Source organism: Anaerobacillus sp. ABR4_321 (genome assembly GCF_056158505.1).
The window spans coordinates 2,939,168-2,963,629 of record NZ_JBSWTK010000001.1 but is presented as its reverse complement, the minus strand read 5'-3'; the positions used below and the strand labels follow the sequence as shown (position 1 = coordinate 2,963,629).

At 41.5% G+C, this 24,462-nt stretch carries 20 protein-coding genes; 19 read left to right on the top strand and 1 reads right to left on the bottom strand.

Translation table 11 applies throughout. The features are described 5' to 3' along the window. Positions 1–76 precede the first annotated feature (76 nt). Positions 77–583, bottom strand: coding sequence for a hypothetical protein (locus tag ACXADT_RS15365; protein WP_474831819.1), 507 nt, complete (start codon positions 581–583; stop codon positions 77–79). A gap of 178 nt (positions 584–761) precedes the next feature. On the opposite strand from ACXADT_RS15365, the gene ACXADT_RS15360 reads away from it, so the two are divergent. From ACXADT_RS15360 to thrB, 19 genes are all read left to right on the top strand, one after another. After that, complete coding sequence (locus ACXADT_RS15360; protein ID WP_474831817.1) at positions 762–1,652, top strand: 2-dehydropantoate 2-reductase; 891 nt, start codon at positions 762–764, stop codon at positions 1,650–1,652. After that, the gene (locus ACXADT_RS15355; RefSeq protein ID WP_474831816.1) at positions 1,652–2,035 is read left to right on the top strand and encodes a DUF3397 domain-containing protein; all 384 of its coding nucleotides are present in this window, start codon (positions 1,652–1,654) and stop codon (positions 2,033–2,035) included. The genes ACXADT_RS15360 and ACXADT_RS15355 overlap by 1 nt, the downstream gene beginning before the upstream one ends. Positions 2,036–2,138: 103 nt before the next feature. Then, positions 2,139–3,758, top strand: a complete 1,620-nt coding sequence (bshC, locus tag ACXADT_RS15350; protein ID WP_474831814.1) for a bacillithiol biosynthesis cysteine-adding enzyme BshC — start codon at positions 2,139–2,141, stop codon at positions 3,756–3,758. Positions 3,759–3,898: 140 nt separating this feature from the next. Next, positions 3,899–4,330: a division/cell wall cluster transcriptional repressor MraZ gene (mraZ, locus tag ACXADT_RS15345; RefSeq protein ID WP_474831812.1), complete on the top strand. Its 432-nt coding sequence runs from the start codon at positions 3,899–3,901 to the stop codon at positions 4,328–4,330. A gap of 34 nt (positions 4,331–4,364) precedes the next feature. Further along, positions 4,365–5,294: a 16S rRNA (cytosine(1402)-N(4))-methyltransferase RsmH gene (gene rsmH, locus ACXADT_RS15340; protein ID WP_474831811.1), complete on the top strand. Its 930-nt coding sequence runs from the start codon at positions 4,365–4,367 to the stop codon at positions 5,292–5,294. Between the two features lie 69 nt (positions 5,295–5,363). Next, a complete protein-coding gene (gene ftsL, locus ACXADT_RS15335) occupies positions 5,364–5,732 on the top strand; it encodes a cell division protein FtsL (protein ID WP_270181782.1) in 369 nt (122 codons plus the stop codon). A gap of 20 nt (positions 5,733–5,752) precedes the next feature. Then, complete coding sequence (locus tag ACXADT_RS15330) at positions 5,753–7,954, top strand: penicillin-binding protein (RefSeq protein ID WP_474831810.1); 2,202 nt, start codon at positions 5,753–5,755, stop codon at positions 7,952–7,954. Between the two features lie 62 nt (positions 7,955–8,016). After that, entirely contained in the window at positions 8,017–9,936 is a 1,920-nt protein-coding gene (locus ACXADT_RS15325; RefSeq protein ID WP_270181784.1) for a stage V sporulation protein D, read from the top strand. 94 nt (positions 9,937–10,030) lie between these two features. Beyond that, entirely contained in the window at positions 10,031–11,494 is a 1,464-nt protein-coding gene (locus ACXADT_RS15320; RefSeq protein WP_270181785.1) for a UDP-N-acetylmuramoyl-L-alanyl-D-glutamate--2,6-diaminopimelate ligase, read from the top strand. Continuing rightward, entirely contained in the window at positions 11,491–12,843 is a 1,353-nt protein-coding gene (locus ACXADT_RS15315) for a UDP-N-acetylmuramoyl-tripeptide--D-alanyl-D-alanine ligase (RefSeq protein WP_474812171.1), read from the top strand. The genes ACXADT_RS15320 and ACXADT_RS15315 overlap by 4 nt, the downstream gene beginning before the upstream one ends. Positions 12,844–12,863: 20 nt before the next feature. Next, positions 12,864–13,838: a phospho-N-acetylmuramoyl-pentapeptide-transferase gene (gene mraY / locus ACXADT_RS15310; RefSeq protein WP_474831809.1), complete on the top strand. Its 975-nt coding sequence runs from the start codon at positions 12,864–12,866 to the stop codon at positions 13,836–13,838. Further along, complete coding sequence (gene murD, locus ACXADT_RS15305; RefSeq protein ID WP_474812169.1) at positions 13,838–15,178, top strand: UDP-N-acetylmuramoyl-L-alanine--D-glutamate ligase; 1,341 nt, start codon at positions 13,838–13,840, stop codon at positions 15,176–15,178. Before mraY ends, murD begins: the two co-directional genes overlap by 1 nt. A 63-nt stretch (positions 15,179–15,241) precedes the next feature. Further along, positions 15,242–16,342, top strand: coding sequence for a stage V sporulation protein E (gene spoVE, locus ACXADT_RS15300; RefSeq protein ID WP_270181789.1), 1,101 nt, complete (start codon positions 15,242–15,244; stop codon positions 16,340–16,342). 421 nt (positions 16,343–16,763) lie between these two features. Continuing rightward, entirely contained in the window at positions 16,764–17,537 is a 774-nt protein-coding gene (locus ACXADT_RS15295) for a cell division protein FtsQ/DivIB (protein ID WP_270181790.1), read from the top strand. Between the two features lie 465 nt (positions 17,538–18,002). Continuing rightward, entirely contained in the window at positions 18,003–19,280 is a 1,278-nt protein-coding gene (gene ftsA, locus ACXADT_RS15290) for a cell division protein FtsA (protein ID WP_270181791.1), read from the top strand. A gap of 29 nt (positions 19,281–19,309) precedes the next feature. Next, on the top strand, positions 19,310–20,452 hold the full coding sequence (ftsZ, locus tag ACXADT_RS15285) for a cell division protein FtsZ (RefSeq protein ID WP_270181792.1): 1,143 nt from the start codon (positions 19,310–19,312) through the stop codon (positions 20,450–20,452). A 692-nt stretch (positions 20,453–21,144) separates the two neighbouring features. Then, on the top strand, positions 21,145–22,437 hold the full coding sequence (locus ACXADT_RS15280; RefSeq protein WP_270182058.1) for a homoserine dehydrogenase: 1,293 nt from the start codon (positions 21,145–21,147) through the stop codon (positions 22,435–22,437). Next, a complete protein-coding gene (gene thrC, locus ACXADT_RS15275) occupies positions 22,437–23,495 on the top strand; it encodes a threonine synthase (RefSeq protein WP_270181793.1) in 1,059 nt (352 codons plus the stop codon). The genes ACXADT_RS15280 and thrC overlap by 1 nt, the downstream gene beginning before the upstream one ends. Beyond that, a complete protein-coding gene (gene thrB / locus ACXADT_RS15270; protein WP_474831807.1) occupies positions 23,492–24,394 on the top strand; it encodes a homoserine kinase in 903 nt (300 codons plus the stop codon). The genes thrC and thrB overlap by 4 nt, the downstream gene beginning before the upstream one ends. Positions 24,395–24,462: the final 68 nt, after the last annotated feature.

Below are 24,462 nucleotides of genomic sequence, written 5' to 3'. Positions count from 1 at the left end.
AAGATCCCTTAACGTTTCCGTTAAGGGATTTTCGGATGTAGAACGCTCTCGGTATTTAGAGCAGTAAGCGGTACACTTATTTATCTAATGTTGTCCGGATATCTTCTATATTGAGGTAGTGGATACTCGTGATCTTACCGTCTTCATTTGTATGAGCTGTACCTTCAACACTTAATGGTTTACTTTCGGAATTAGTAGTCGTAGTTACGTTTACTGTAAAATCAAAAGCGTCTTTATCTTCATTTTCTTTAATCGTTAATTCTCTAACTTTCAGTACATGATTAGGATGCGCCATGCGTAAGAACATCAATGAGCCGTTGTTTTTCACTATATAATTTTCATAATATCGTTCACTCATATAGGGCTTGAAATGTTCTTTATTGTATTCGGACAGTATAGTGGCGTACGTTTCTAAATCTCCATCGTAGGAGGTTATAAGCTCTTCCTGTTCTTCATCAGGTCCATTAAACTGCTTTAGTAACACGGTTCGAACGTTTTGCTCACTAGCGTTTTCTTTTAAGTTGTCTCCTCCAATAGTGGAGCACCCTATAGTGAACACTAAGACTGCTAACAAGAAAAACACAAAACACTTCCTAATGGATCGCAATCATTTTCCACCCCTTCAACAGTTTCTTACCAATACATACGAAATACCCCACTTGGCTGAACAGCACATCGTTTTTTTTGATTAAAAAGGATGGAAAACTATGCTAAACTAGCCGTAGTGCATTCGGCCTATTAGAATGGAGAGGTGTATCCAATTGAACATCACGATTATCGGAGCTGGGGCAGTTGGTCTTCTTGTTGGTGCTTCATTTTCCTTATCTGGGCATATGGTAACGATGGTCACACGACGAGAAGAGCAAGCTGATCTGCTCCTTGAAAAAGGGATTTGTTATAGAAGTGAAGGTGTAGAAGCAGTTTATCAGGTGCGAGCTTCAACTTCTTTACCTGATAATCCAGATATTGTCGTCGTTGCTGTAAAGTCTTATCAAGTTGAAGAAGTGATCAACATGATCAATCATACATATCAAAAAGGTTCAAAGCCTGATCTCTTATTCATTCAAAATGGAATGGGGCACGTTCGCTTTCTTGAGACCCTACACAAGAACGTTGCTGTAGGTACGCTTGACCATGGAGCGAAAAAAATTGATGATATTTCAGTTATCCATACAGGTAAAGGCAGTTTGAAAATCTGCAGCTATTCTGGAGAATGGTCACTATTAAGCACGTTGTGCGATGAAACCCTATCGATTCAGCATGTAGAGAATTGGTACAAGTTATTATCTGAGAAGCTTGTCATAAACTGTGGAATTAATCCGCTGACAGCCATCTTCAAAATTTTAAACGGTGAATTGATGACAAACCCTAGGTATTTTGCGATCTTGAGAGAATTAATAAAAGAGTCCAGTACCGTTTTGAATCTTGAATTTGAAGAATCTTTGAACAGAGTGCAAGGTGTGTGTCAACTTACAGCAGCCAATACTTCCTCGATGCTAGCAGATCTTAAAGCTGGACGAAGAACAGAGATCGATGCAATTTCAGGGTTTGTGTTAAGAGAAGCTTCATTAAAAGGGATCGATGTTCCGTACACAAGGTTTGTGTTTGATGCGGTCAAAGGGATGGAATTGAAATTGGGGGAGAGGTTGTAATGGGAGATGTTCTGATTGGCATCGTTGCAACTGCTGTGACGGTACCGCTTCTAGCCTGGTACATCGTCTATATTTTTACTGTAAAAGTAACGAAGAAGAAGAAACATTCTATCCGGCTCGCAACAGATCTATCCACGTTGTTTTTTATTCTAAGCGTCCATTTCATATGCGTAGAGCTCTTTCAACGCTCTTTTTTATGGGTAATCTTTATTCTTATGATTATGATTGCGGTTGGTTTCACTGTTCTTCATTGGAAAACAAAGGGAGATATCAGTATTAAAAGAGTGATGAAAGGAGCATGGCGCTTCAATTTTCTCGTATTTTCAACTGGATATGTTCTACTATTGCTTATTGGGTTAGCACACCGTATTGCTACGGTGTAACTCATAAGCTTTTTTTTTGGTAGCAGTGGGGTCAGTTTGATATACTAACTAAGGATTATGCAGGCGGAATACCGTATTTGTGTCGAGAAAGGAAGAAATAGCAATGAAACTCACCGAAAATTTCCTTCCGGGAACAAATGTAATTGCTACCGATTACATCGCGAGGAACAAAAGCATCTCAGCTTTTTTTGACTATACATATCAAACGAATGAGTCTTATGAAGAGCGCTACCAGGAACTGATGGAGCGTGATTTTGAACGTGCAGCTTTAGCAGACCACCTCGAGGCGTTTAATCGAGTTTATCATCCAGATGAGAAGGCATTGAAAAACATCGAGAGACTGAAAAGAAAAGATGCTGTGACCGTAGTTGGCGGTCAACAGGCTGGTGTACTGACCGGTCCGCTTTACACGATTAACAAGGCAATATCCGTAATTAAACTTGCTGAAGAAAAAGAAAAACTACTTGGCGTTCCGGTTATCCCGGTATTTTGGATAGCAGGTGAGGATCATGATTTTCATGAAGTAAACCACGTGTATACGTTCAGTGAGAAAGAAACGAAAGTAGCGGTCCCTCAAAAGCAATATCGAAAACAGGCGCTTTCAGATATTGAGCTCGATCAAGCAGCGATCAAAGAATGGACGGACCACGTTCTTCATGAGTTTGGTGAAACGGATTACACAAACGACATTCTAAACTGGTTAGAAAACATCACAGATCGTTCTACTACGTTCGTCGATCACTTTTGTCATATGATCACAGCCCTTTTCTCGAAGTACGGTCTTGTCTTGGTCGACTCAGGGAATGAGGCATTTCGGAGTATTCAATCAAGTGTGTTTAAAACCATAATTAAAGACAATGAACGCATTAATAAGAGCGTCCTTGACCAAGCTGCCTCACTACATGAGTGTAACTACCCGGTAGAAGTTGATCTTGATGAAAATCAGGCGAACTTATTTGTGAAAGTGAAAGGTGAACGTGTTTTACTCGAACGAGAAGGGTCGCTGTTCAGAGGGAAAGCTGGTGAAGTAGAATACACAGAAGAAGAATTACTTCAGCTAGCAGAGGAAAAGCCGGATAAGCTGAGTAATAATGTCGTGACGAGGCCGATTATGCAAGATGCGATGTTTCCTGTTCTCGCCTTCGTTGGTGGACCTGGGGAACTTGCATATTGGGCATTATTGAAGTCAGCATTTCGGGTGTTTGATTATAAAATGCCGGTTATTGTTCCGAGAATGACGTTTACGTTTGTAGAACGACATATTCAAAAATATGCATCAGAGCTCTCACTATCAATAGATGACATTGTAAAAGAAGGTGTCATGTCTTACCGAAATCGCTATATTGAAAACCTCGATCACTATGGATTAGAAGAAACGTTCTCGAGTGCCGGGGAGAAGATAGAAGCTATCCATGACGATTTGAGGCAGTTAACGACTAATGTCGATAAAGGTTTAGAGCGATATTCCAACAAAAATGGGGAATTTATTCAAAGGCAGCTAGATCTTCTTAAAGAAAAACTGCAGGCAACGATTTTAGAGCGACATGAACATACGCTTATAAAATATGATGAGATCGGACTTGCATTAAAACCGAATGGTGCTCCACAGGAAAGAAAATGGAACATTGTATATTACTTGAACTGGCATGGTCCTGATTTTATCGAACGTCTCATGAACTTAGAGCTGTCACTAAACGAAAAACACAAAGTTGTGTATTTGTAAAAAAACAATGAAATTTTCTTAAAAAATCCTGCTGATCACAGCAGGATTTTTATTTTGGTGCACGAATACATTTTCTAGTGGTGAAAAGTGGGGAGTTGTGGTAACTTAAAGGTAGAAAGTGGGGAAGGTGGGGAAAGCCAATGTTCATGGGGGAATATCAGCACACTGTTGATGAAAAAGGCAGAATGATCATTCCCGCAAAGTTCCGTGATGAACTTGGTGAAACATTTGTCCTCACTCGTGGGCTTGATAAATGTATTTTTGGTTATCCTATGAAAGAATGGGAAGCCCTTGAAGAAAAAATGAAAACACTCCCTTTTACAAAGAAAGATGCTCGTGCTTTCACCAGATTCTTTTTCTCAGGTGCGACGGAATGTCAATTGGACAAGCAAGGCAGAGTAAACATTGCTGGGACGCTTAGACAATATGCTGAACTAGAGAAGGAATGCGTTGTGATTGGAGTTTCAAACAGGTTAGAGATTTGGAGTAAACCGGTTTGGGAAGACTACTTCAATGCCTCAGAAGAATCTTTTTCTGAGATTGCAGAAAGCATGATGGATTTTGATATGTAAAAGGTTAATATGCAGTGAAGGTTAAGGTGTAAACATGTTTGAACATATTACAGTATTAAAAGAAGAAGCAGTCGATGCACTAAACATTAAAGAAGATGGCATTTACGTAGACTGTACACTTGGTGGCGGAGGTCACTCTAAAGCGATACTCGACCAGTTGAGTACAGGGCATCTTTATGCATTTGACCAGGATCAATGGGCGATCGATAATGCGAAAACGGTGTTGGCTGGCTATGAAGATAAGCTCACGGTTGTAGAACGTAATTTCAGTTATATAAAAGAAGCCCTTTTAGATCTTGGAGTAGAAAAAGTAGACGGCATTCTTTTTGATCTAGGTGTTTCATCTCCACAGCTTGATAAAGGAGAACGGGGGTTCAGCTATCAGTTCGATGCAAAGCTCGATATGAGGATGGATCAATCTTCTGATCTAACGGCGTACGAAGTGGTGAATGAGTGGGAATATGAACGTCTCGTATCCATATTTTTTAAATTTGGAGAAGAAAAATTCTCGAAACAAATCGCTCGAAAGATTGAAAAAGCCAGAGAGCAAAATCCAATCGAGACGACGTTCGAACTCGTGGAAATTATTAAGGATGCGATTCCTGCTCCTGCGAGAAGGAAAGGGGGACACCCTGCTAAGCGAATATTTCAAGCGATCAGAATCGCTGTGAACGATGAGCTTAAGGTGTTTGAGAAAGCTTTGATCGATGGGATGTCGATCTTAAACCCAGGTGGACGGATCAGTGTGATCACCTTCCATTCACTCGAAGACAGGATATGCAAGACCACGATGAAAGAAGCGGCTTCAGGGCCAGAGTTACCTCCAGGCATGCCGATCATTCCGGATGAGTACCAACCTGAAATGAAGCTGATTACAAGAAAGCCGATCATTCCTTCTGAAGAAGAGCAGGAAGGGAATCGACGTGCACGCTCAGCCAAGCTTAGAATTGCAGAGAAAATATAGATTAAAAAAGATAAATAAAAGATAAATAAAAGATAAATAAAACTTACAGAAAGTGTTAGGGGGAAAAGAATGAGTAACCTGGCGTATAAGTATCAACAGCAGCATTCACAAAAAGAACAAGTTGAAGTACAAAAGAAAGCAGTTTATATTCAACGTGGTAGAATCACGAAAGGAGAAAAGCTGCTCTGGATGATGCTTAGTATTGCAGTTGTAGCAGCTTCGATCATCATGATTTCCAATTATGCTTCTATCTATAATATCAATACGAGTATTCAACAGATTGAAGCGAAGCAGCAGGCTCAAATGAAACAAAATGAAGAGCTTCAGGTGAAAGTGACAGAATTAAGTGCACCAGATCGAATTATTGATATTGCTGAAGAAAAACTCGGCATGCAACTGAATGATCAAAACGTAGAAGTGATCAACAGAGGATCATAAATTCGGAGGTTTGCACTGAAATGAAGGAAACAAATAAGAACCCACATATTAATCGAGGAGCAGGGATACTGATGGCACTTTTCGTCCTGCTCTTTTTTGCTTTTATTGGACGATTTTTCTATATTGAATGGACTCAAGCGGTATCTGGAGAAAATGGTGAAAAGGTCGACTTAACTGAACTCGGGAAAGAAAAATGGACAAAAAGTAAAATTCTTCACGCTGATCGCGGAACGATCTATGATCGGACTGGTGAGAAAGCACTCGCGATGGATATTCCCTCATTCACACTTCGAGCAATCTTAAGTGAAGGCTATGAAGAACACGTGGAAGATGTTGATAAAACAGCGAAAGAACTTGCTGGGGTCCTCGATATGAGTGAAAGTGAGATTAAAGAGAGACTATCGAAAGAAGGGCTCTTTCAAGTCGAGTTCGGATCAGAGGGAAAAGACCTTAGTTTGTCCGAGAAAGAACAAATCGAAGAGCTTGATCTTCCAGGCATCGGGTTTATCCCATCAAAAACAAGGTTATATCCAAATGATGAGTTCGCATCTCATGTATTAGGGTTCACGAATGAAAATGATGATGGCACTCAAGAGGGTCTGCTCGGTCTTGAGAAACAATTAAACAAGTATCTTCTACCTCAAGAAGGAAAAGAGACGTATCAAACGGATCGAAAAGGGTACAAGCTTCCGTATGGGAACGACCACATTTCTCCTTCAAAAAGAGGCAACGATGTTTATTTAACGATTGACGAAAAAATCCAATTGTTTGTTGAAAGAGCGATGGATGATGTGCAAGAAAACTATAATCCTGAACGTATGACCGCGATTGTAGCAGATCCAGACACTGGTAAGATACTTGCCTTAGGAACGAGACCTACGTTTGATCCTAACCTAAAGAATATAAAAGATTATACGAATATGGCTATTTCGCCATTCGAACCTGGGTCCACGATGAAAGTATTCACTCTTGCAGCAGCGATTGAGGAAGGCGTCTACAATGGAGATGAACTCTATCAATCTGGTAGATACGCAGTTCCTGGAGGTACGGTTCCCGACCACAACTATGGTAAAGGTTGGGGTAAGATTAGTTTTGATGAAGGTGTTCAGAAATCATCAAACGTTGCCATGTCCATTCTCGTAAAGGAGAAACTTGGATATGATACGTACAGAGACTACCTTTCAAAATTTGCTTTTGATAAGAAAACGGGAGTAGATCTACCTGGAGAAGGGTCTTCAAGAATCATCTATGGTGGGGACTTAGAAAGAATTTCGACAGGTTTTGGTCAGGGTTCAACGATAACACCGATCCAACAGATTCAAGCTGCCACAGCAGTTGCTAACGGCGGGAAGATGATGAAGCCATATGTAATCGAAAAAATCGTAGATCCTGACTCGAAGGACGTTAAACTTAATCACGAACCAGAAGTAGCGGGTGAGCCGATTTCTAGTGAAACAGCAAAGAAAACAAGAGACATCCTTCGCACGGTCGTAACGGAGGGTACAGGTACTCCTTATGACATCGAAGGGTATTCGATCGCTGGTAAAACAGGTACTGCTCAAATCTCGCAAGGTGCAAAAGGGTATATGAGTGGATATGGAAACAATATCTTCTCATTTCTAGGAATGGCTCCTGCTGAGGATCCTGAACTTCTCGTGTACGTAGCAGTCGATCGACCAGATCTTGAATATCCTGAATTAGGGAGCGACCCAGTTGCGACAGTGTTTAATACAGTGATGAAGAATAGTCTTCAGTATTTAAACATCGATCCGTTAGAAGAAGAAGCTGAAGGACAAGGGTCTGAAGAATCGGATGATGTTAGGAAAATCGAAGACTTCACTGGAGAAGATAGTGAGAAAGTTGAAAAAGACCTTAAAGCGCAAGGCTTCAACGTTACCGTACTCGGAGGTTCAGGGAAGGTCGTAAAACAATCTCCTCATCCTGAATCAGAAGTTCTTGAAGGTGAGCGAATCCTGTTACGTACGGATGGAAAAGTAACGATGCCAGATATAACCGGGTGGTCACTAACAGATGTGATGAAACTTGTTGAGCTTATGGAACTTAAACCGAACATTATGGGTGCTGGCTACGTAGCAAAGCAAGGAATAGCGAAAGGAGCTGCGGTTAAAGAAGGTGATTATCTCGTTGCTGAGCTTAAGAAACCATCACCTCCTCCTGAAGGTGAAGAAGAGGAAGAGCCAGAGGAAGAGATAACGGACTAGCAGGTCTATTAGACTAATCAATGACATATAGTGAAACGAGCATAATCAGGGAGGATGAGCTTATGCGCGTTTCCAATGTCACTGTACGTAGAAGGTTAGTAGTCGCACTACTCGTAGGTTTGTTTATATTTGCTGTGATCGTAACAAGACTCGGCTACGTTCAACTGGTCATGGGCAGCTGGCTCAGTGAAAAAGCGAAAGACTCTTGGAGCAGAAACATCCCGTTCGAGCCGAATAGAGGAGAAATACTCGACCGAAACGGTGTTCCATTAGCTACGAATATAAGTGCGCCGTCCGTGCTGATCGTGCCGAGGCAGGTGCAAAATCCGGCTTCCACTGCGGAAGCAATCGCAGCATCATTGAATACGAGTAAAGAGAAAGTGTACGAAACGATTACTCAAAAACAATCGATGGTATGGATTCGACCAGAAGGCAAGAAGATGACGAATGAAAAGGCGAATGAGATTCGTAAGATGAACTTACCTGGTGTTTATATTGCTGAAGACAATAAGAGACATTATCCCAACGGTGCTTTTTTATCACACGTACTTGGGTTTAGTGGTATTGATAATCAGGGACTTACAGGAATTGAACTCTACTATGATGAAGAATTGAGTGGTCAGCAGGGGCAGGTCGAATACTATGCGGATGCCAAAGGTAAGAGAATGCCTTCGCTTGCTGATGACTACACAAAGCCGATCGATGGATTGGATTTGCGTTTGACGATCGATTCTAAAGTGCAAACAATCATTGAACGAGAACTAGATATCGCCGAGGCAACCTATAATCCTGATGGTGCTGTTGCAATCGCGATGAATCCGAACACAGGTGAAATTCTTGGGATGTCCTCAAGGCCGGACTTCGACCCGGAAAATTTTCAAGATTTCTCACCAGACATATGGAACCAGAACAAACCTGTTTGGAGCACATATGAACCCGGATCAACGTTTAAGATCATCACACTTGCAGCCGCGTTAGAAGAGGGCAAGGTCGATCTAGAGAAGGATCATTTTCATGATCCAGGCAGTATTGAAGTAGCGGGTCGAAAGCTAAAGTGCTGGAAAAGTGGGGGACACGGAAGTCAAACGTTTTTAGAAGGTGTGCAGAACTCTTGTAACCCAGGTTTCGTGATGCTTGGAGAACGACTTGGTAAAGAAAAACTATTTTCATATATTCACAAGTTTGGATTCGGTGAGAAAACAGGGATCGATTTACAAGGTGAAGCAAGTGGAATCCTTTTTGACGTAGAAAATGTAGGCCCATTAGAACTTGCGACGACTGCTTTTGGTCAAGGAGTTTCGGTTACACCTATTCAACAGGTAACAGCAGTGTCAGCAGCAGTTAATGGGGGAACATTATACGAACCCTATATCGCAAAAGAATGGATCGATCCTGATACTGGTGCTGTAATCAGTAAGAATACGCCACAGGTCAAGCGTCAGGTAATCTCAGAAGAAACATCTAAAGAAGTAAGGCACGCTCTTGAAACCGTAGTAGCTCTTGGAACAGGTAAGAACGCATTTGTGGAAGGATATAGGGTGGGTGGAAAAACCGGTACGGCTCAGAAGGCTAAAAATGGTGCATATTTAAAAAACAACCACATCGTATCGTTTATCGGAATTGCCCCAGCTGATGATCCACAAATCGTCGTCTATACAGCGATCGATAATCCAAAAGATACACTTCAATTCGGTGGGGTAGTAGCCGCACCAATTGTTGGAAATATCATAAATGATAGTTTGACGGTTATGGATGTTCCGAAAAGGGAAGATCAAATTGAGAAAGAGAAAACGTGGTTAGACGAAGAGACGATCGAGATGCCAAATCTTGTAGGGATGACTTCTGAAGAAATCAGGGAAGCAATGTACAATTTGAAGATTGAAGCGAGTGGTGAGGGAGACACGGTTATTGCACAAGCACCTGATCCAGGTGTAAAATTACCTGCAGGCTCTGAAATCAGACTTTATATGGGTGACAAATAGCCACTCTGTGAGTACAATAAGTATGAAACAAGCCAAGGCATATGCTCTTGGCTTGTTTTCTGAAAAAGTCAGCAAACTAGAAAGGTGATCAAAGATGAGATTAGATGATCTACTTCATGCACTATTTACATATAAAAAGCTCGGAAGTGAAAATCCTGAAATTACGTCTGTAGAAAGCGACAATCGTACGGTGACTGAAGGAAGTCTCTTCGTATGTATTCCTGGATATACGGTAGATGGTCATGATTTTGCAGAAGATGCTGTAAAGAAGGGGGCAGCTGCCATTGTCGCGCAAAAAGAAATGAAGCTTTCTGTCCCTGTAATCGTAGTAAAGGACACACATCGCGCATTAGCAGAACTAGCTAATCATTACTATCAAAATCCTACTCAAGCATTTAACTTGATCGGAGTAACAGGAACGAATGGAAAAACGACCGTTTCACATTTAATCGAGAAGGTTCATCGTGATCAGAATCAAAAAACAGGATTGATCGGTACGATTAATATTAAAATTGGTGATGAAGAGTTTGAAACAAAAAACACGACTCCAGAACCCCTTCTTTTGCAAAAGCAATTTGCTAACATGAGAGATCATGGAGTCAAGACAGCTGTGATGGAGGTATCCTCTCATGCGTTGACGCTTGGAAGAGTTCGTGGCTGCGACTATGATATTGCTGTGTTCACAAACTTAACGCAAGATCACTTAGATTATCATGGGACGATGGAGGAATATCGCCAGGCGAAGGGTCTTTTATTCTCTCAATTAGGCAATACATATGATACGGGTAAAAAGAAAGTAGCCATATTGAATGCCGATGATCCTGCTAGCCTAGAATATGAAAAAATGACGTCTGCTCATATCTTTACTTACGGTATCGATCAAGAAGCAGATGTTAAAGCGGTGGATATTTCATTCTCAGCAACAGGGACTGAATTTCAACTCATCACGCATGAAGGAGTTAAAGAAGTTAATATAAAACTTACAGGCAAGTTTAGTGTGTATAATGCGCTAGCTGCGATTGCTGCTTGTCATGCTGCTGGTATTTCGTTAGATGATACCTTGAAGAGTCTAGGTGAAATTCAAGGAGTTCCAGGTCGCTTCGAGTTGGTAGATGAAGGTCAGAACTTCCCAGTGATCGTAGATTATGCTCACACACCTGATAGTCTAGAAAATGTACTAACGACAGTTAAGGAAATGGCGAAAGGAAACGTCTATGCTGTTGTTGGGTGTGGAGGGGATAGAGATCGAACAAAACGCCCTCTCATGGCTAAGATTGCGACAAAGGTTGCTGACACAACCGTTCTGACTTCTGATAACCCAAGAAGTGAAGATCCAGAACGAATATTAGACGATATGGTCGACGGTGTAGATGGACACTACGTAAGAATAACTGACAGGGCAGAAGCGATCGCTTATGCAATCGATCATGCAACCGAAGGAGACGTTGTATTGATCGCTGGAAAAGGTCATGAAACGTATCAAATTATTGGAGAGCATGTTTATGATTTTGATGATCGTGAAGTAGCACGTCAGGCAATAAAGGGGAAGAAAGCATGAAATTTCGTTCAACGTTATTAAGCGATTTTGCAAGAGCATCGCTCGATAAAGAGCTACAGTTTGACGGTATTGCAACAGATACTCGAAAGGATTGCACGAACAAACTGTTTGTCCCGATTGTAGGAGAAGTATACGATGGACATCGCTTCATCGATAAAGCAATCGAGAGCGGTGCTACAGGGACGCTATGGGATGACTCTAAGCCATTTCCAAAAGATTTAGAGAATCAGATCGTTGTCTACTATGTGAGCGACACCACTGAAGGGTTACAAAACTTAGCAAAAGCTGTATTGAATGCTCACAAACCCTATGTGGTAGGAGTAACCGGCAGCAATGGTAAAACAACTGTTAAGGATATGTTAGAAGCGGTTCTTAGCCCAAACTATAAAACATATAAAACGCAGGGGAATTTAAATAACCACTGGGGACTTCCTATGACGATCCTTTCGATGCCTGAAGATACTGATGTACTTATTTTAGAAATGGGTATGAGTTCAAGAGGGGAAATCTCACTTTTATCTTCAATCGCACGCCCTGATGTGGCCGTTATCACCAACATTGGTGAGTCACATCTTCTTCAACTTGGAAGTCGAGAAAACATCGCGAAAGCTAAGATGGAAATCGTCGATGGATTAAAAGAAAACGGCTCTCTTATCATCGATGGAGATGAACCATTATTAGCTCCTGTTAAAAGCCGTGCAATTTCTTGTGGGTATGAAGACGGTAACGATTTTCAGATAAGTGAAGTCTCTCAACTTGATAAAGGCTTTGCGTTTTGCCTTTTGGAAGAAGATAAACCGTTCGAAATACGTTTGTTAGGGAAGCATAATATAAAGAATGCGCTCTTTAGTATTGCTGCTGCAAGAAAGCTAGGTGTAGAGGACGACGCGATCAGGTCATCGCTTTCCAACTTGAAACTAACAGGCATGAGGCTCGAGACGTATGAAACTAGCAACGGAGCATTGGTTATTAATGATGCTTATAACGCAAGTCCAACGTCTATGAAAGCTGCGGTCAATACACTAATCGAGTTAGAAGGCTATAAAAAGAAGATTGCGGTATTAGGAGACATGTATGAGCTAGGTAATCAAGAAGAACAGCTCCATCGAGACATCGCAACTGCGATAAAAAATCCGATAACAGAAGTCGTTACTGTTGGTGAAAAAGGTAAATGGATCTATGAAGAGATGAAAACGAATGAAGCAGTAAGTGTTCCTGCTGTTTCCTTTGCCACGAAAGAAGAGGCTTCATCATATTTAAAGGACCGCCTTGATAAAGAGACAGCAGTTCTATTAAAAGCTTCGAGAGGCCTCGGGCTTGAAACGATTATAAAGGCAAAAGGGAAGTAATTTTTTAAGGAGGCAGGACATTGATTGAACGTTTATTAATTTTTAGTTTATTAACATCATTTATCATTGCAGTACTGGTCTCTCCAGTATTCATTCCATTCTTAAGGAGACTGAAATTCGGTCAGAGTATACGAGACGAAGGGCCGAAGTCTCACCAGAAAAAGTCAGGTACCCCAACGATGGGCGGACTTATTATCATTCTTGCAATCATTATTGGTACACTAGCGATCGCGTTGAAGTACGATGAGATCTCTATGGAGATCTGGCTGTTGCTCTTCGTGACCGTCGGATATGCTTTGATTGGATTCTTAGATGACTTTATCAAGGTTGTTAAGAAACGAAACCTTGGTTTAACTTCAAAACAAAAGCTGCTTGGTCAAGTTTTCATCGCGATTCTTGTTTATTTTGGATTACGTACGATTGGATTTGACACAGCTATCCACGTTCCAGGAACAGAGTTGAGCTTTGACCTTGGCATCGGTTATGTTGTACTTCTTTTCGTTATGCTAGTCGGTGCTTCGAATGCCGTAAACTTAACAGACGGTCTAGATGGACTCGTTGCAGGAACATCAGCCATTGCGTTTGGAGCATTCGCGATTCTAGCGGCAGCTACATATATGTACGATGTAGCGATCTTCTCTGTAAGTGTTGTCGGTGCGGTACTTGGATTTCTAGTCTTCAATGCACATCCGGCAAAAGTGTTCATGGGTGATACTGGGTCTCTAGCATTAGGTGGTGCGCTAGCAGCTGTTGCGATTATGACGAAGCTCGAGTTACTTTTAGTTGTAATCGGTGGGGTATTCGTAATCGAGACCTTATCGGTCATCATTCAGGTAGCTTCATTTAAAACGACCGGTAACCGTGTGTTTAAGATGAGTCCTCTTCATCATCACTACGAACTTTCTGGTTGGACAGAATGGCGCGTAGTTGCAACATTCTGGACTGTTGGATTAATTTGTGCAGCGTTAGGAATTTATCTAGAGGTGTGGTTGTAATGAAGAACAAAGATTTTTACAATGGTCGTTCAGTATTAGTGATGGGGATTGCGAAAAGTGGGTTTGCTGCAGCAAAACTACTTCGCTCCCTTGGCGCTAATGTAGTGGTAAATGATCGAGAAGAAGTATCAAAAAACCCACAAGCACTGGAACTTAGTGAGGATGGGTTTAACGTAGTTGGAGGAGGACATCCGCTTTCATTGCTTGATGGCACTGAATTAATCGTAAAAAACCCTGGGATTCCATATCATAACCCACTTTTGCAGGAAGCTGAAAAACAAGGCATTCCAATCATTACTGAGGTAGAGGTGGCTGGAAAGATCTCTGAAGCACCTTTCATCGCAATAACGGGTTCGAACGGGAAAACGACGACGACGACGTTGATCGGTGAGTTGCTCAGTGGGACGAGCTCAAATCCAATCGTTGCTGGTAATATTGGGACAGTTGTCTGCGAAGTTGCAGCGAAAGCAACGCCAGATCAAACGCTCGTAACAGAGCTTTCTAGTTTCCAGCTTCAAGGTACGGAGGAATTTCATCCACACATCTCAGTTCTCCTGAATATTTATGAAGCTCATCTTGATTACCATGGTTCTAAAGAAGCCTATGCAAATGCAAAAGCTCGTATATTTGCTAATCAGAAAGAAGAAGATTACGCCGTATACAATGCTGACGATCCTCTCGTAACAGAATTTGCTCGCGCTTCAAATGCTACGTTAATTCCGTTTTCTGCAACTAAGCAGGTCGACGGTGTTACGATCGTCGATGGTTTTATCATGTTTAAAGGTGAGAAAGTAATCGAGATCGCTGATCTTTCAATGAAACAAAATATAGAAAATACGCTAGCTGCGATTGCAGTTGCAAAACTATCTGGGGTTTCGAATGAAAAGATTTATGAAGAACTTACGAATTTTCATGGCGTTAAACACCGTTTACAGTTCGTTGGAGAAGTAAAAGGTCGAAAGTTCTTCAACGATTCTAAAGCAACGAACTCCATCGCAACAAAAAAAGCACTGGATTCGTTCCAACAACCGGTAGTCTTGTTAGCGGGGGGACTCGATAGAGGAAATGATTTCGATGATCTTATTCCATATTTTCAAGAAAAAGTGAAACATCTCATAACTTTTGGCGAAACAGCACCAAAACTTCAAGATACTGCAAACAAAGCAGGATTGAAGAACGTAACAGTTGTCGATAATGTAGAAAAAGCTGTTCCTACAGCTTTCAATCTTTCAACAGATGGTGAAGTGATTTTATTGTCACCTGCATGTGCAAGTTGGGATCAATATAAAACGTTTGAAGAGCGTGGAGACATTTTTATTGACGCAATGCATAAACTCTAATGAAAGGTTGTCATGCTTATCCGAGAAGGGTGGGTAAATCGACGATAACGGGGTGTGGACTCATTGCCGAAAACAAAATCAACGCCAGACCTGATCTTTTTAACTGTGACACTTGCTCTGTTAGCAATCGGATTGGTAATGGTCTATAGTGCGAGTGCAGTATGGGCTTCTTATAAATTCGATGACGCCTTCTTCTTCGCAAAAAGACAGCTTCTTTTTGCAGGGGTTGGAGTCATTGCAATGTTCTTCGTAATGAATGTGGAATATTGGACGTGGAGAACGTGGTCGAAGTTAGGAATTATCATCTGCTTCTTTCTTTTAATACTTGTCCTGATCCCAGGGGTGGGATTAGTAAGAGGTGGAGCGAGAAGCTGGTTGGGTGTTGGTGCGTTTTCGATCCAACCCTCAGAGTTTACAAAGTTAGCGATGATTGCGTTTCTAGCGAAATACCTTTCAGAAAATCAGAAACGCATCACATCATTTAAAAAAGGACTCGTGCCATCACTAGGTCTTGTACTAGTAGCATTTGCGATGATCATGCTTCAGCCTGATCTCGGTACAGGTGCCGTTATGGTCGGTACCTGTGTCGTCATGATCTTCATTTCAGGTGCGAAGATTTCACATTTTGCATGGTTAGGGGTACTCGGGATAGCCGGCTTCATAGGGTTGATTCTCTCAGCACCTTATCGAATCGCTCGTATCACCTCTTACCTCGACCCGTGGAGTGATCCGCTCGGTAGCGGATTTCAAATTATTCAATCCCTCTATGCGATCGGACCAGGAGGATTGATGGGTCTTGGTCTAGGGCAAAGTAGACAAAAGTTTTATTATTTACCGGAACCTCAAACAGATTTCATATTTGCTATTCTGTCAGAGGAGCTTGGTTTTATTGGTGGAAGCTTCGTGATCTTATTGTTTGCGCTTCTCCTTTGGAGAGGGATCCGAATTGCACTTAGAGCACCTGACTTGTTTGGTAGCCTACTCGCTGTTGGGATTATCGGGATGGTGGCAATTCAAGTGATGATCAACATCGGAGTAGTAACTGGCTTAATGCCTGTTACGGGAATCACGCTTCCTTTTCTAAGCTATGGTGGATCCTCATTGACGCTTATGTTAGTAGCGATGGGAGTCTTGTTGAATATCAGCCGGTATGCAAAGTTTTAGATGTTAAAACAAGTTGAAATGACGCATAGAAGGTTTTCCTTAATCGTTCGGAAAGTTTTACTTCATATATACTAGTAGGAGTGAATCCCTGCTTGACTCCAGTGGTTCAAAGGGCGTTCGCCGACAGGAGCAAGAGGGATTCAAACTTCTTCGGCGTAGGTATTGCAAAAGTTTATGTTTTTCAATTAGCTAAGACGCTCCAATTGATGGAGCGTTTTTATATTGAAATTCTTTTTTTACTTAACAAAAGGCTAATTTAGTCGATATTTGACTTAGAAAACATTTTTCATGACTGAATAAAAAGCCCTAAAAATATGCTATAATGGTGAAAATAAGCAGTATTTCTTTATCATGCCGTGCGGTTGCCATGATATGAAATTGAGCACTTTGAAGAATTACATTTCAAGACGGGGGCAAAAGGATGGAAGATCGTAAAGTAGTAACGATAGAAGATCGGATTCCGACATTAAAAGCGCAGCGTAAACAGCGTGCAAACAGAAGACTGATCGTCTATTTATCAATCTTCTTCTTTTTAATTTTGTTGATTATTTACTTCCAATCTTCTCTGAGCCATATTCGTACGATACAAGTTTCAGGTAATCATTTTATCGCTACGAAAGAGATTGAGAAGTTGAGTGGTCTTGATCAAAGTGTTAGCTTTTGGAACATCAACAAAAAAGAAGTAGCATCCCAAATCGAAAGTTCAAAAGAAATAGCAAATGCAGACGTTACAAGACAATTTCCTGCTACGGTTAACATTGAAGTAACTGAGAATGAACGAGTAGCCTATCTGAAAAAAGGCACTAACTATTTTCCGATACTTCAGACCGGAACGATCCTCGATGCTTTAGGAAAGGGAGATACCCCTGTCAATGCACCGATTCTACTTCAATGGGATGAAAGTACAGAGCTGTCAGAGATGGCAGGAGAGTTAACAAAAGTAAAAATGAGTGTGATCAACCGAATTTCAGAGATTCACTACGAACCAAAAGAAAATAATGCATTCAACCTCACGTTATTTATGAGTGATGGGTATGAAGTTCGGACGAGCATCAGAAGTTTTGCAGAACGAATAAACAATTACCCATTGATCGTTAAGGAACTTAAGGACAAACCAAAAGGCGTTCTATTTTTAAATGAAGGAAGCTGGCTTGAACCTTATGAAACAGTCGTTGAAGAAAAATCCGAATCATAAGCGAGAAATTACCTATGAGTATCTTCCTAATGGACAAGGATGAGCTTTTTTGTACGAACCTTTATGATTCAGAGAATTTTACTTCTCTAGTATCCTAGAAAAGGCGAATTGAACCTTTTTGTATGGAGCTCAATCCTTGTCTTTTCTACATGTTCTACTTGGTGTAGACTTATACGTATGTTCTTTCTGTAAAGTAACAAAAGACTTAGAAACTACCAAATTTATTTTTTGAGTAAAACGACTAAAAAAACTTATAAAATATTGGTCAAAAGAAGGGAAATTAACGGTTTTGTGGAATAGTGTCCTTATATCGCATTCTTATGGCGATCAGTACCTTTCTGTTAAAAAGAGGTTTACTAACAGAAAAAAATGTGAATATAAAGGTGTTGGAGGTTTATTCGACCCTATTATAGAGAATTTACAAATACCTGAAATAGGTAGCAATTCGAAGGAGGTGCCAGGAGAATGAACAGCAACGAAGTATATGTGAGTCTAGACATCGGTACATCCAATGTGAAAGTGATCATTGGCCAGATGACAAACGATTCATTGAATATCCTTGGAGTAGGTAGTGCACCATCCGATGGAATTCGTAAAGGATCGATTGTGGATATAGATGAAACTGTTCGTTCAATTAAACAGGCAGTAGAAAATGCAGAAAGAATGGTAGGTTTATCGATTCGCTCCGTTATCGTTGGAATTAATGGAAATCATGTTCAGCTTCAGCCATGTCATGGAGTAGTGGCTGTTTCAAGTGAGGACCGTGAGATTCATGACGAAGACGTCGCGAGAGTAATTGATGCAGCACAGGTAGTCTCTATACCTCCTGAGCGTGAGATCATCGATGTGATCCCAGGTCAATTTGTGGTGGATGGGTTAGATGGCATCACAGATCCTAGAGGGATGATCGGTGTTCGTCTTGAAATGGAAGGCACGATTATTACAGGTTCTAAAACCGTATTACATAATTTATTGAGATGTGTTGAGAAAGCAGGCCTTGAAATTGCTGATATTTGTCTTCAGCCGCTAGCATGTGGTGCGATGGCTCTCTCTAAGGACGAAAAAAACCTAGGGGTGGCACTTGTGAACATGGGAGCAGGTTCGACGACAATTTCTATATTTGAAGAGGGTTCTCTCAAAGCGACTTCCGTTCTTCCTATCGGTGGAGATAACGTAACGAAAGACATTTCGATTGGTTTAAGAACAACGACTGAAGAAGCTGAACGGATCAAGATCAAGCATGGTAATGCCTTTGTTGATCTTGCTTCTGAAGAAGAGGCATTTACAGTGTCTACGATTGGAAGTTCAGCAGAACAAGAATTTAATCAGTTCGAATTGGCACATATTATAGAACCTCGTATTGAAGAGATGTTAGAATTGATAGAAGACGAGATTAGGCGTTTGGGAATACGCGAATTGCCTGGTGGATTTGTTCTTACCGGAGGAATGGTAGGAATGGATGGTATACTCGAGCTTGCAAGAGACGTACTCCAACATAATGTACGCGTTGCAGTTCCTGACTATATTGGAGTTCGTGAACCTCAATATACAACTGGCATTGGTCTAATCCAATTTACGTACAAAAACGTAAAGATTCAGGGCAAAGAAGTTGCAGCTTCGTTAAACCCTGAGGATGAAGTGAAGCCCAAGCGTAAAAGCAAACCTGAACCTCAGTCGGGGGAAAAGTCTTCTCCAGGAATGAAAGAAAAAGTTAAGAACTTCTTTAATTTATTTGTTGAATAAAGGGCATTACAAGATTAGGAGGACCTGAGATGTTAGAGTTTGATATGAATATGGAACAATTAGCACAAATAAAAGTAATCGGTGTCGGCGGTGGCGGAAGCAATGCTGTTAACCGAATGATTGAAAATGGAGTTCAAGGTGTAGAATTCATTGCTGTCAATACGGATGCACAGGCATTGAACCTTGCGAAAGCAGAAGTGAAAATGCAGATTGGTGGCAAATTGACTAGAGGTCTTGGTGCAGGTGCCAATCCTGAGATCGGTAAAAAAGCAGCTGAAGAAAGCAAAGAGCAGATCGAAGAAGCACTTCGTGGAGCAGATATGGTCTTCGTAACAGCTGGTATGGGAGGCGGAACTGGAACTGGAGCAGCTCCGGTCATTGCTGAGATCGCTAAAGAACTCGGCGCTCTAACTGTTGGGGTCGTTACGCGTCCATTTACATTTGAAGGCCGAAAGCGTTCAACTCAAGCGGTATCTGGAATTGCGATGCTAAAAGAAAAGGTCGATACGTTGATCGTTATTCCTAACGACCGTCTACTTGAAATCGTTGACAAAAACACACCGATGCTAGAAGCGTTCCGTGAAGCGGATAACGTACTTCGCCAAGGTGTACAAGGTATTTCAGACTTAATCGCTGTACCAGGTCTTATTAACCTTGACTTTGCAGACGTGAAAACGATCATGACTGAAAGAGGATCTGCATTGATGGGAATCGGAATCGCAACAGGTGAGAACCGTGCTTCTGAAGCTGCGAAAAAAGCGATTTCTAGTCCGTTGCTTGAAACGTCAATCGATGGCGCTAAAGGTGTTCTTATGAACATTACAGGTGGATCTAACCTGAGTCTTTATGAAGTAAACGAAGCAGCTGATATCGTTTCTTCAGCTTCAGATGAAAATGTGAACATGATTTTCGGTTCAGTAATTAACGAAGAACTTAAAGACGAAATCCTTGTAACAGTGATCGCGACTGGATTCGACGAGAACGAAAACAAGAAAAAATCTGTTCCTCGCCCTTCTACTCAGTCTAAACAGGGTGCACCAATTCAGCAGCCGAAACAAGAAGAGGAAGAAGTACAGCAACCAGAACCTTCAAAGTTTGGTTCTCGCGTAGAGGAATCTAACGATACACTAGATATTCCTACTTTCTTGCGTAACCGTAAGCGCAGAAGATAATTGTTTTAAAACCAGCTCATACTTGAGCTGGTTTTTTTATTGGTTTTGAAAGCGGTTTAATATTCCGTTTCTAAACGCGAAACTTCGCTTTTCGGATGTCCAGCTCCAAAAGCCAGGCTCTCGATCGCTTCACCTTTTCGAATGAACACAAAAAGCGTGTTCCTTCGAAAAGCTTCCAGCGCTTGTCGAGCCTAATCGGCTTTTTCCGCTTTTCGCAATGTCCAGCTACGTTTCGCAGACACTACGTCATTTCGCTCTTTCAAATGAACACAAAAAGCGTGTTCACATGAAAGCGCTCCAATGACTCCGTGTCTAAACGCGAAACTTCGCTTTTCGTGATGTCCAGCTGCGTTTCGCAGACACTACAAGATTTCGCTCTTTCAATTGAACACAAAGAACGTGTTCTATTGAAAGCGCTCCAATCTTTCCGTTTCTAAACGCGAAACTTCGCTTTTCGGATGTCCAGCTGGGACTCGCAGAAACTACGAAATTTCGCTCTTTCAAATGAACACAAAAAGCGTGTTCATATGAAAGCGCTCCAATTTCTCCGTTTCTAAACGGTCGTCTACGCTTTTCTTTAAATATTTCAAATTTTTCTGTAAAGGTGGTTGTGTTTGTGAAGGATGACACGTATAATGTCCCTTATATAAAAACAAACGTCCTTTTCAGGAGGACATAAGGGAGTGGAGAATATGAAGGAGAGCGTATCTGTAGGACTGTTAGGACTTGGGACTGTTGGTAGTGGAGTGGTACATATGATTGAATCCCATCAGGAGGAGCTTCAACAGCGCGTTGGTTGTGTGGTGAAGGTAGGAAAGGTTCTCGTTCGAGATATTGAGAAAAACAGAGGGGTCGATGTTAACGAGGAGTTGTTAACACAGGATCCAGATGAAGTGATCAATAATCCTGAAGTAGATGTAGTGATCGAAGTAATGGGTGGTATCGACCAAGCGAAAGAGTATATCCTTGCTTCGTTAAAAAATAAAAAACATGTTGTAACAGCCAACAAGGATTTAATGGCTTTACATGGAAGAGAGTTATTAACGGCTGCGGTTGAAAATGAAAGTGACCTCTTCTATGAAGCTAGTGTTGCGGGTGGTATTCCAATTCTTAGAAGTTTAGTAGAAGGTCTATCCTCTGATCGAATCACAAAGCTGATGGGGATTGTGAACGGCACGACAAACTATATCCTCACAAAAATGACTAAAAACAATGTGCCGTATGAAAGTGTATTAAAAGAAGCACAGGATCTAGGCTTTGCTGAGGCTGACCCAACTGCTGACGTGGAAGGGCTAGATGCAGCTCGGAAAGTCGTCATCCTCGGAACACTCGGGTTTTCGATGAAAGTAGGATTAGATGACGTCAAGATTAAAGGGATCACTGAAGTTGATGCTGAAGATATTTCTTATAGTAAAAAACTAGGGTATACTATCAAACTACTATCGATTGCAAGTTCAGAAAACGGATCGATCGAACTTTCTGTTCAGCCAACTCTATTGCCATCGCGCCATCCGCTTGCTTCTGTAAATGATGAGTACAATGCTGTTTATGTGTATGGAGAGGCAGTCGGAGAAACGATGTTCTATGGTCCTGGTGCAGGTCAACTACCAACAGCTACAGCGGTTGTATCTGACCTAGTCGCCGTTATCAAAAACATGCGTCTTGGAGTAAATGGTAAGAGTGTCATTCTTCCTCAACATGAACGTAAGCTGAAGAAAGATGATGAAATTAAGAGCAAATACTTCATCAGATTGTTTGTAAAAGATGAAGCTGGAGCATTTTCAAAGATTTCGCACTTATTTAAGGATCATGGAATCAGTCTTGAAAAGTTAATCCAAGAACCAGTGATTAATAATGGAACTGCAGAGCTCGTCATCATCACTCATGAAACGAATCATCAAGCATTCGAAGACGTTCATAGTCAACTCAATGATTTAGATGTGGTGGTCGAGGTGAAAAGCAGGTATCGAGTGGAGGGAATGTGATGTCAGTCTGGAACGGGTTGTTAAAACACTATGAGAATTTTTTACCGATTACTGAAGATACTCCCGCACTAAGTTTAAATGAGGGGAATACCCCTCTACTTAAATTAAATACGCTGTCAGAAGAGCTTGGAATTTCTCTACACGTAAAGATTGAAGGAGCGAACCCTACAGGATCGTTTAAAGATAGAGGTATGGTAATGGCAGTAGCAAAAGCGAAGGAAGAAGGTAGCGATGCAATCATTTGTGCTTCGACGGGGAATACTGCAGCAGCTGCAGCTGCGTATGGAGCAAGAGCTGGCTTACGTTGCATCATCGTTATTCCTAAAGGAAAGGTCGCATTAGGAAAATTAGCGCAGGCTATGATTTACGGTGCAGAAATCTTTGAAATCGATGGGAATTTTGATGAAGCGCTTCGTATGGTTCGTTCGATTGCAGAGACTGAACCGATCACTCTCGTTAATTCAGTGAATCCATATCGTTTGGAAGGGCAAAAGACAGCCGCTTTTGAAGTATGTGATCAACTTGGAAAATCCCCTGATGTGCTAGCGATTCCAGTAGGAAACGCTGGGAACATCTCAGCTTATTGGAAAGGGTTTAAAGAATATCTTTCAGATGAGAAAAAGCCTCAGATGAGAGGATTTGAAGCAGAGGGTTCTGCAGCCATCGTCAAAAAGAAAATCATACAAAACCCAGAAACAATCGCTACTGCGATCAGGATTGGAAACCCAGCCAGCTGGCAGTTAGCGGAAGACGCTGTCGTAGAATCCGGTGGTAAAATCGACAGCGTTACAGATGAAGAGATCTTAAATGCTTATCAGCTTCTTGCAAAAAAAGAAGGAGTGTTTGCAGAACCAGCATCATGTGCTTCAATCGCCGGAGTTTTGAAACAAGTGGCTTCAAATGAAATACAAGAAGGAAGCACAGTCGTTGCTGTTTTAACAGGAAATGGTCTAAAAGATCCGTCAACAGCTATGGATACTGTTCTCGTCAAGCCGCGGGTGGTTGCTGCTGATAAAGGAAGTTTTCTCGAGGAGCTAAAGGGATGTGTTAGTCATTGAAACAACCTGTCTCATTAAAAATTCCAGGAAGTACTTCAAATCTTGGCCCGGGGTTTGATTCGATCGGTCTTGCGATAAATCGTTATCTTCATGTAAAGTTCGAACCTTCGTCTGAGTGGGCTTTTTACTACATCGGTTTTCAAGAAACGTTTCCTCAAGGTAAGGAAAACTTGGTTTACAAAGTGATCGAATCGATCGCAGTGTCGGTACAGAAAACCCCTGAACCGCAACGCGTAACGATGACGAGTGAATTACCCCTTGAACGAGGACTTGGAAGTAGCGCGGCAGCAATCGTTGCTGGTGTGGAAATTGCAGACATCACGATGGGGCTTGCGCTTTCTTCTAAGGAAAAAGTAAGGTATGCTGCTGAGTTTGAAGGGCATGCGGATAATGTCGCTGCTTCCATATATGGAGGGCTTGTCATCGCATCAGGACTTGGTGACCTTGATTCTGTCGTTCAAAACGTTGAAAATGTTGAATTCGTTGCCTTAATACCAGAACGAAAATTAAAAACAACTGACTCACGCTCTGTTCTTCCAAAGAGTCTGACCTTTGAAGAAGCAGTCAAAGCAAGTAGTGTTGCAAATGTCTTTACAGCAGCTGCAGTGAGCAATAATTGGCAACAAGCAGGAGCTTTGATGAACGAAGATTTATTTCATCAACCATACAGAAAACATTTTGTCCCAGATCTTGAACGTGTTCAGCGTTTAGCTGTCGATTGGGGAGCTTATGGTGCAGCCTTGAGTGGCGCGGGTCCAACTTTGTTAATCTTTACACCAATAGGGACAGCTAAGAAACTAAAAGCAGTAATGGAAGCGAATTTAACGGGATATGATTGCGTAGAGCTTTTCCCTACGAACACAGGGGTACAGCGAATGAATGATGTTTTGCAACGGTGATCGTACTTTAGTCGTCCAGTAATGGACGGCTTTTTTTGCGCTAAGGGTGACAAAAATAGTGATAATTA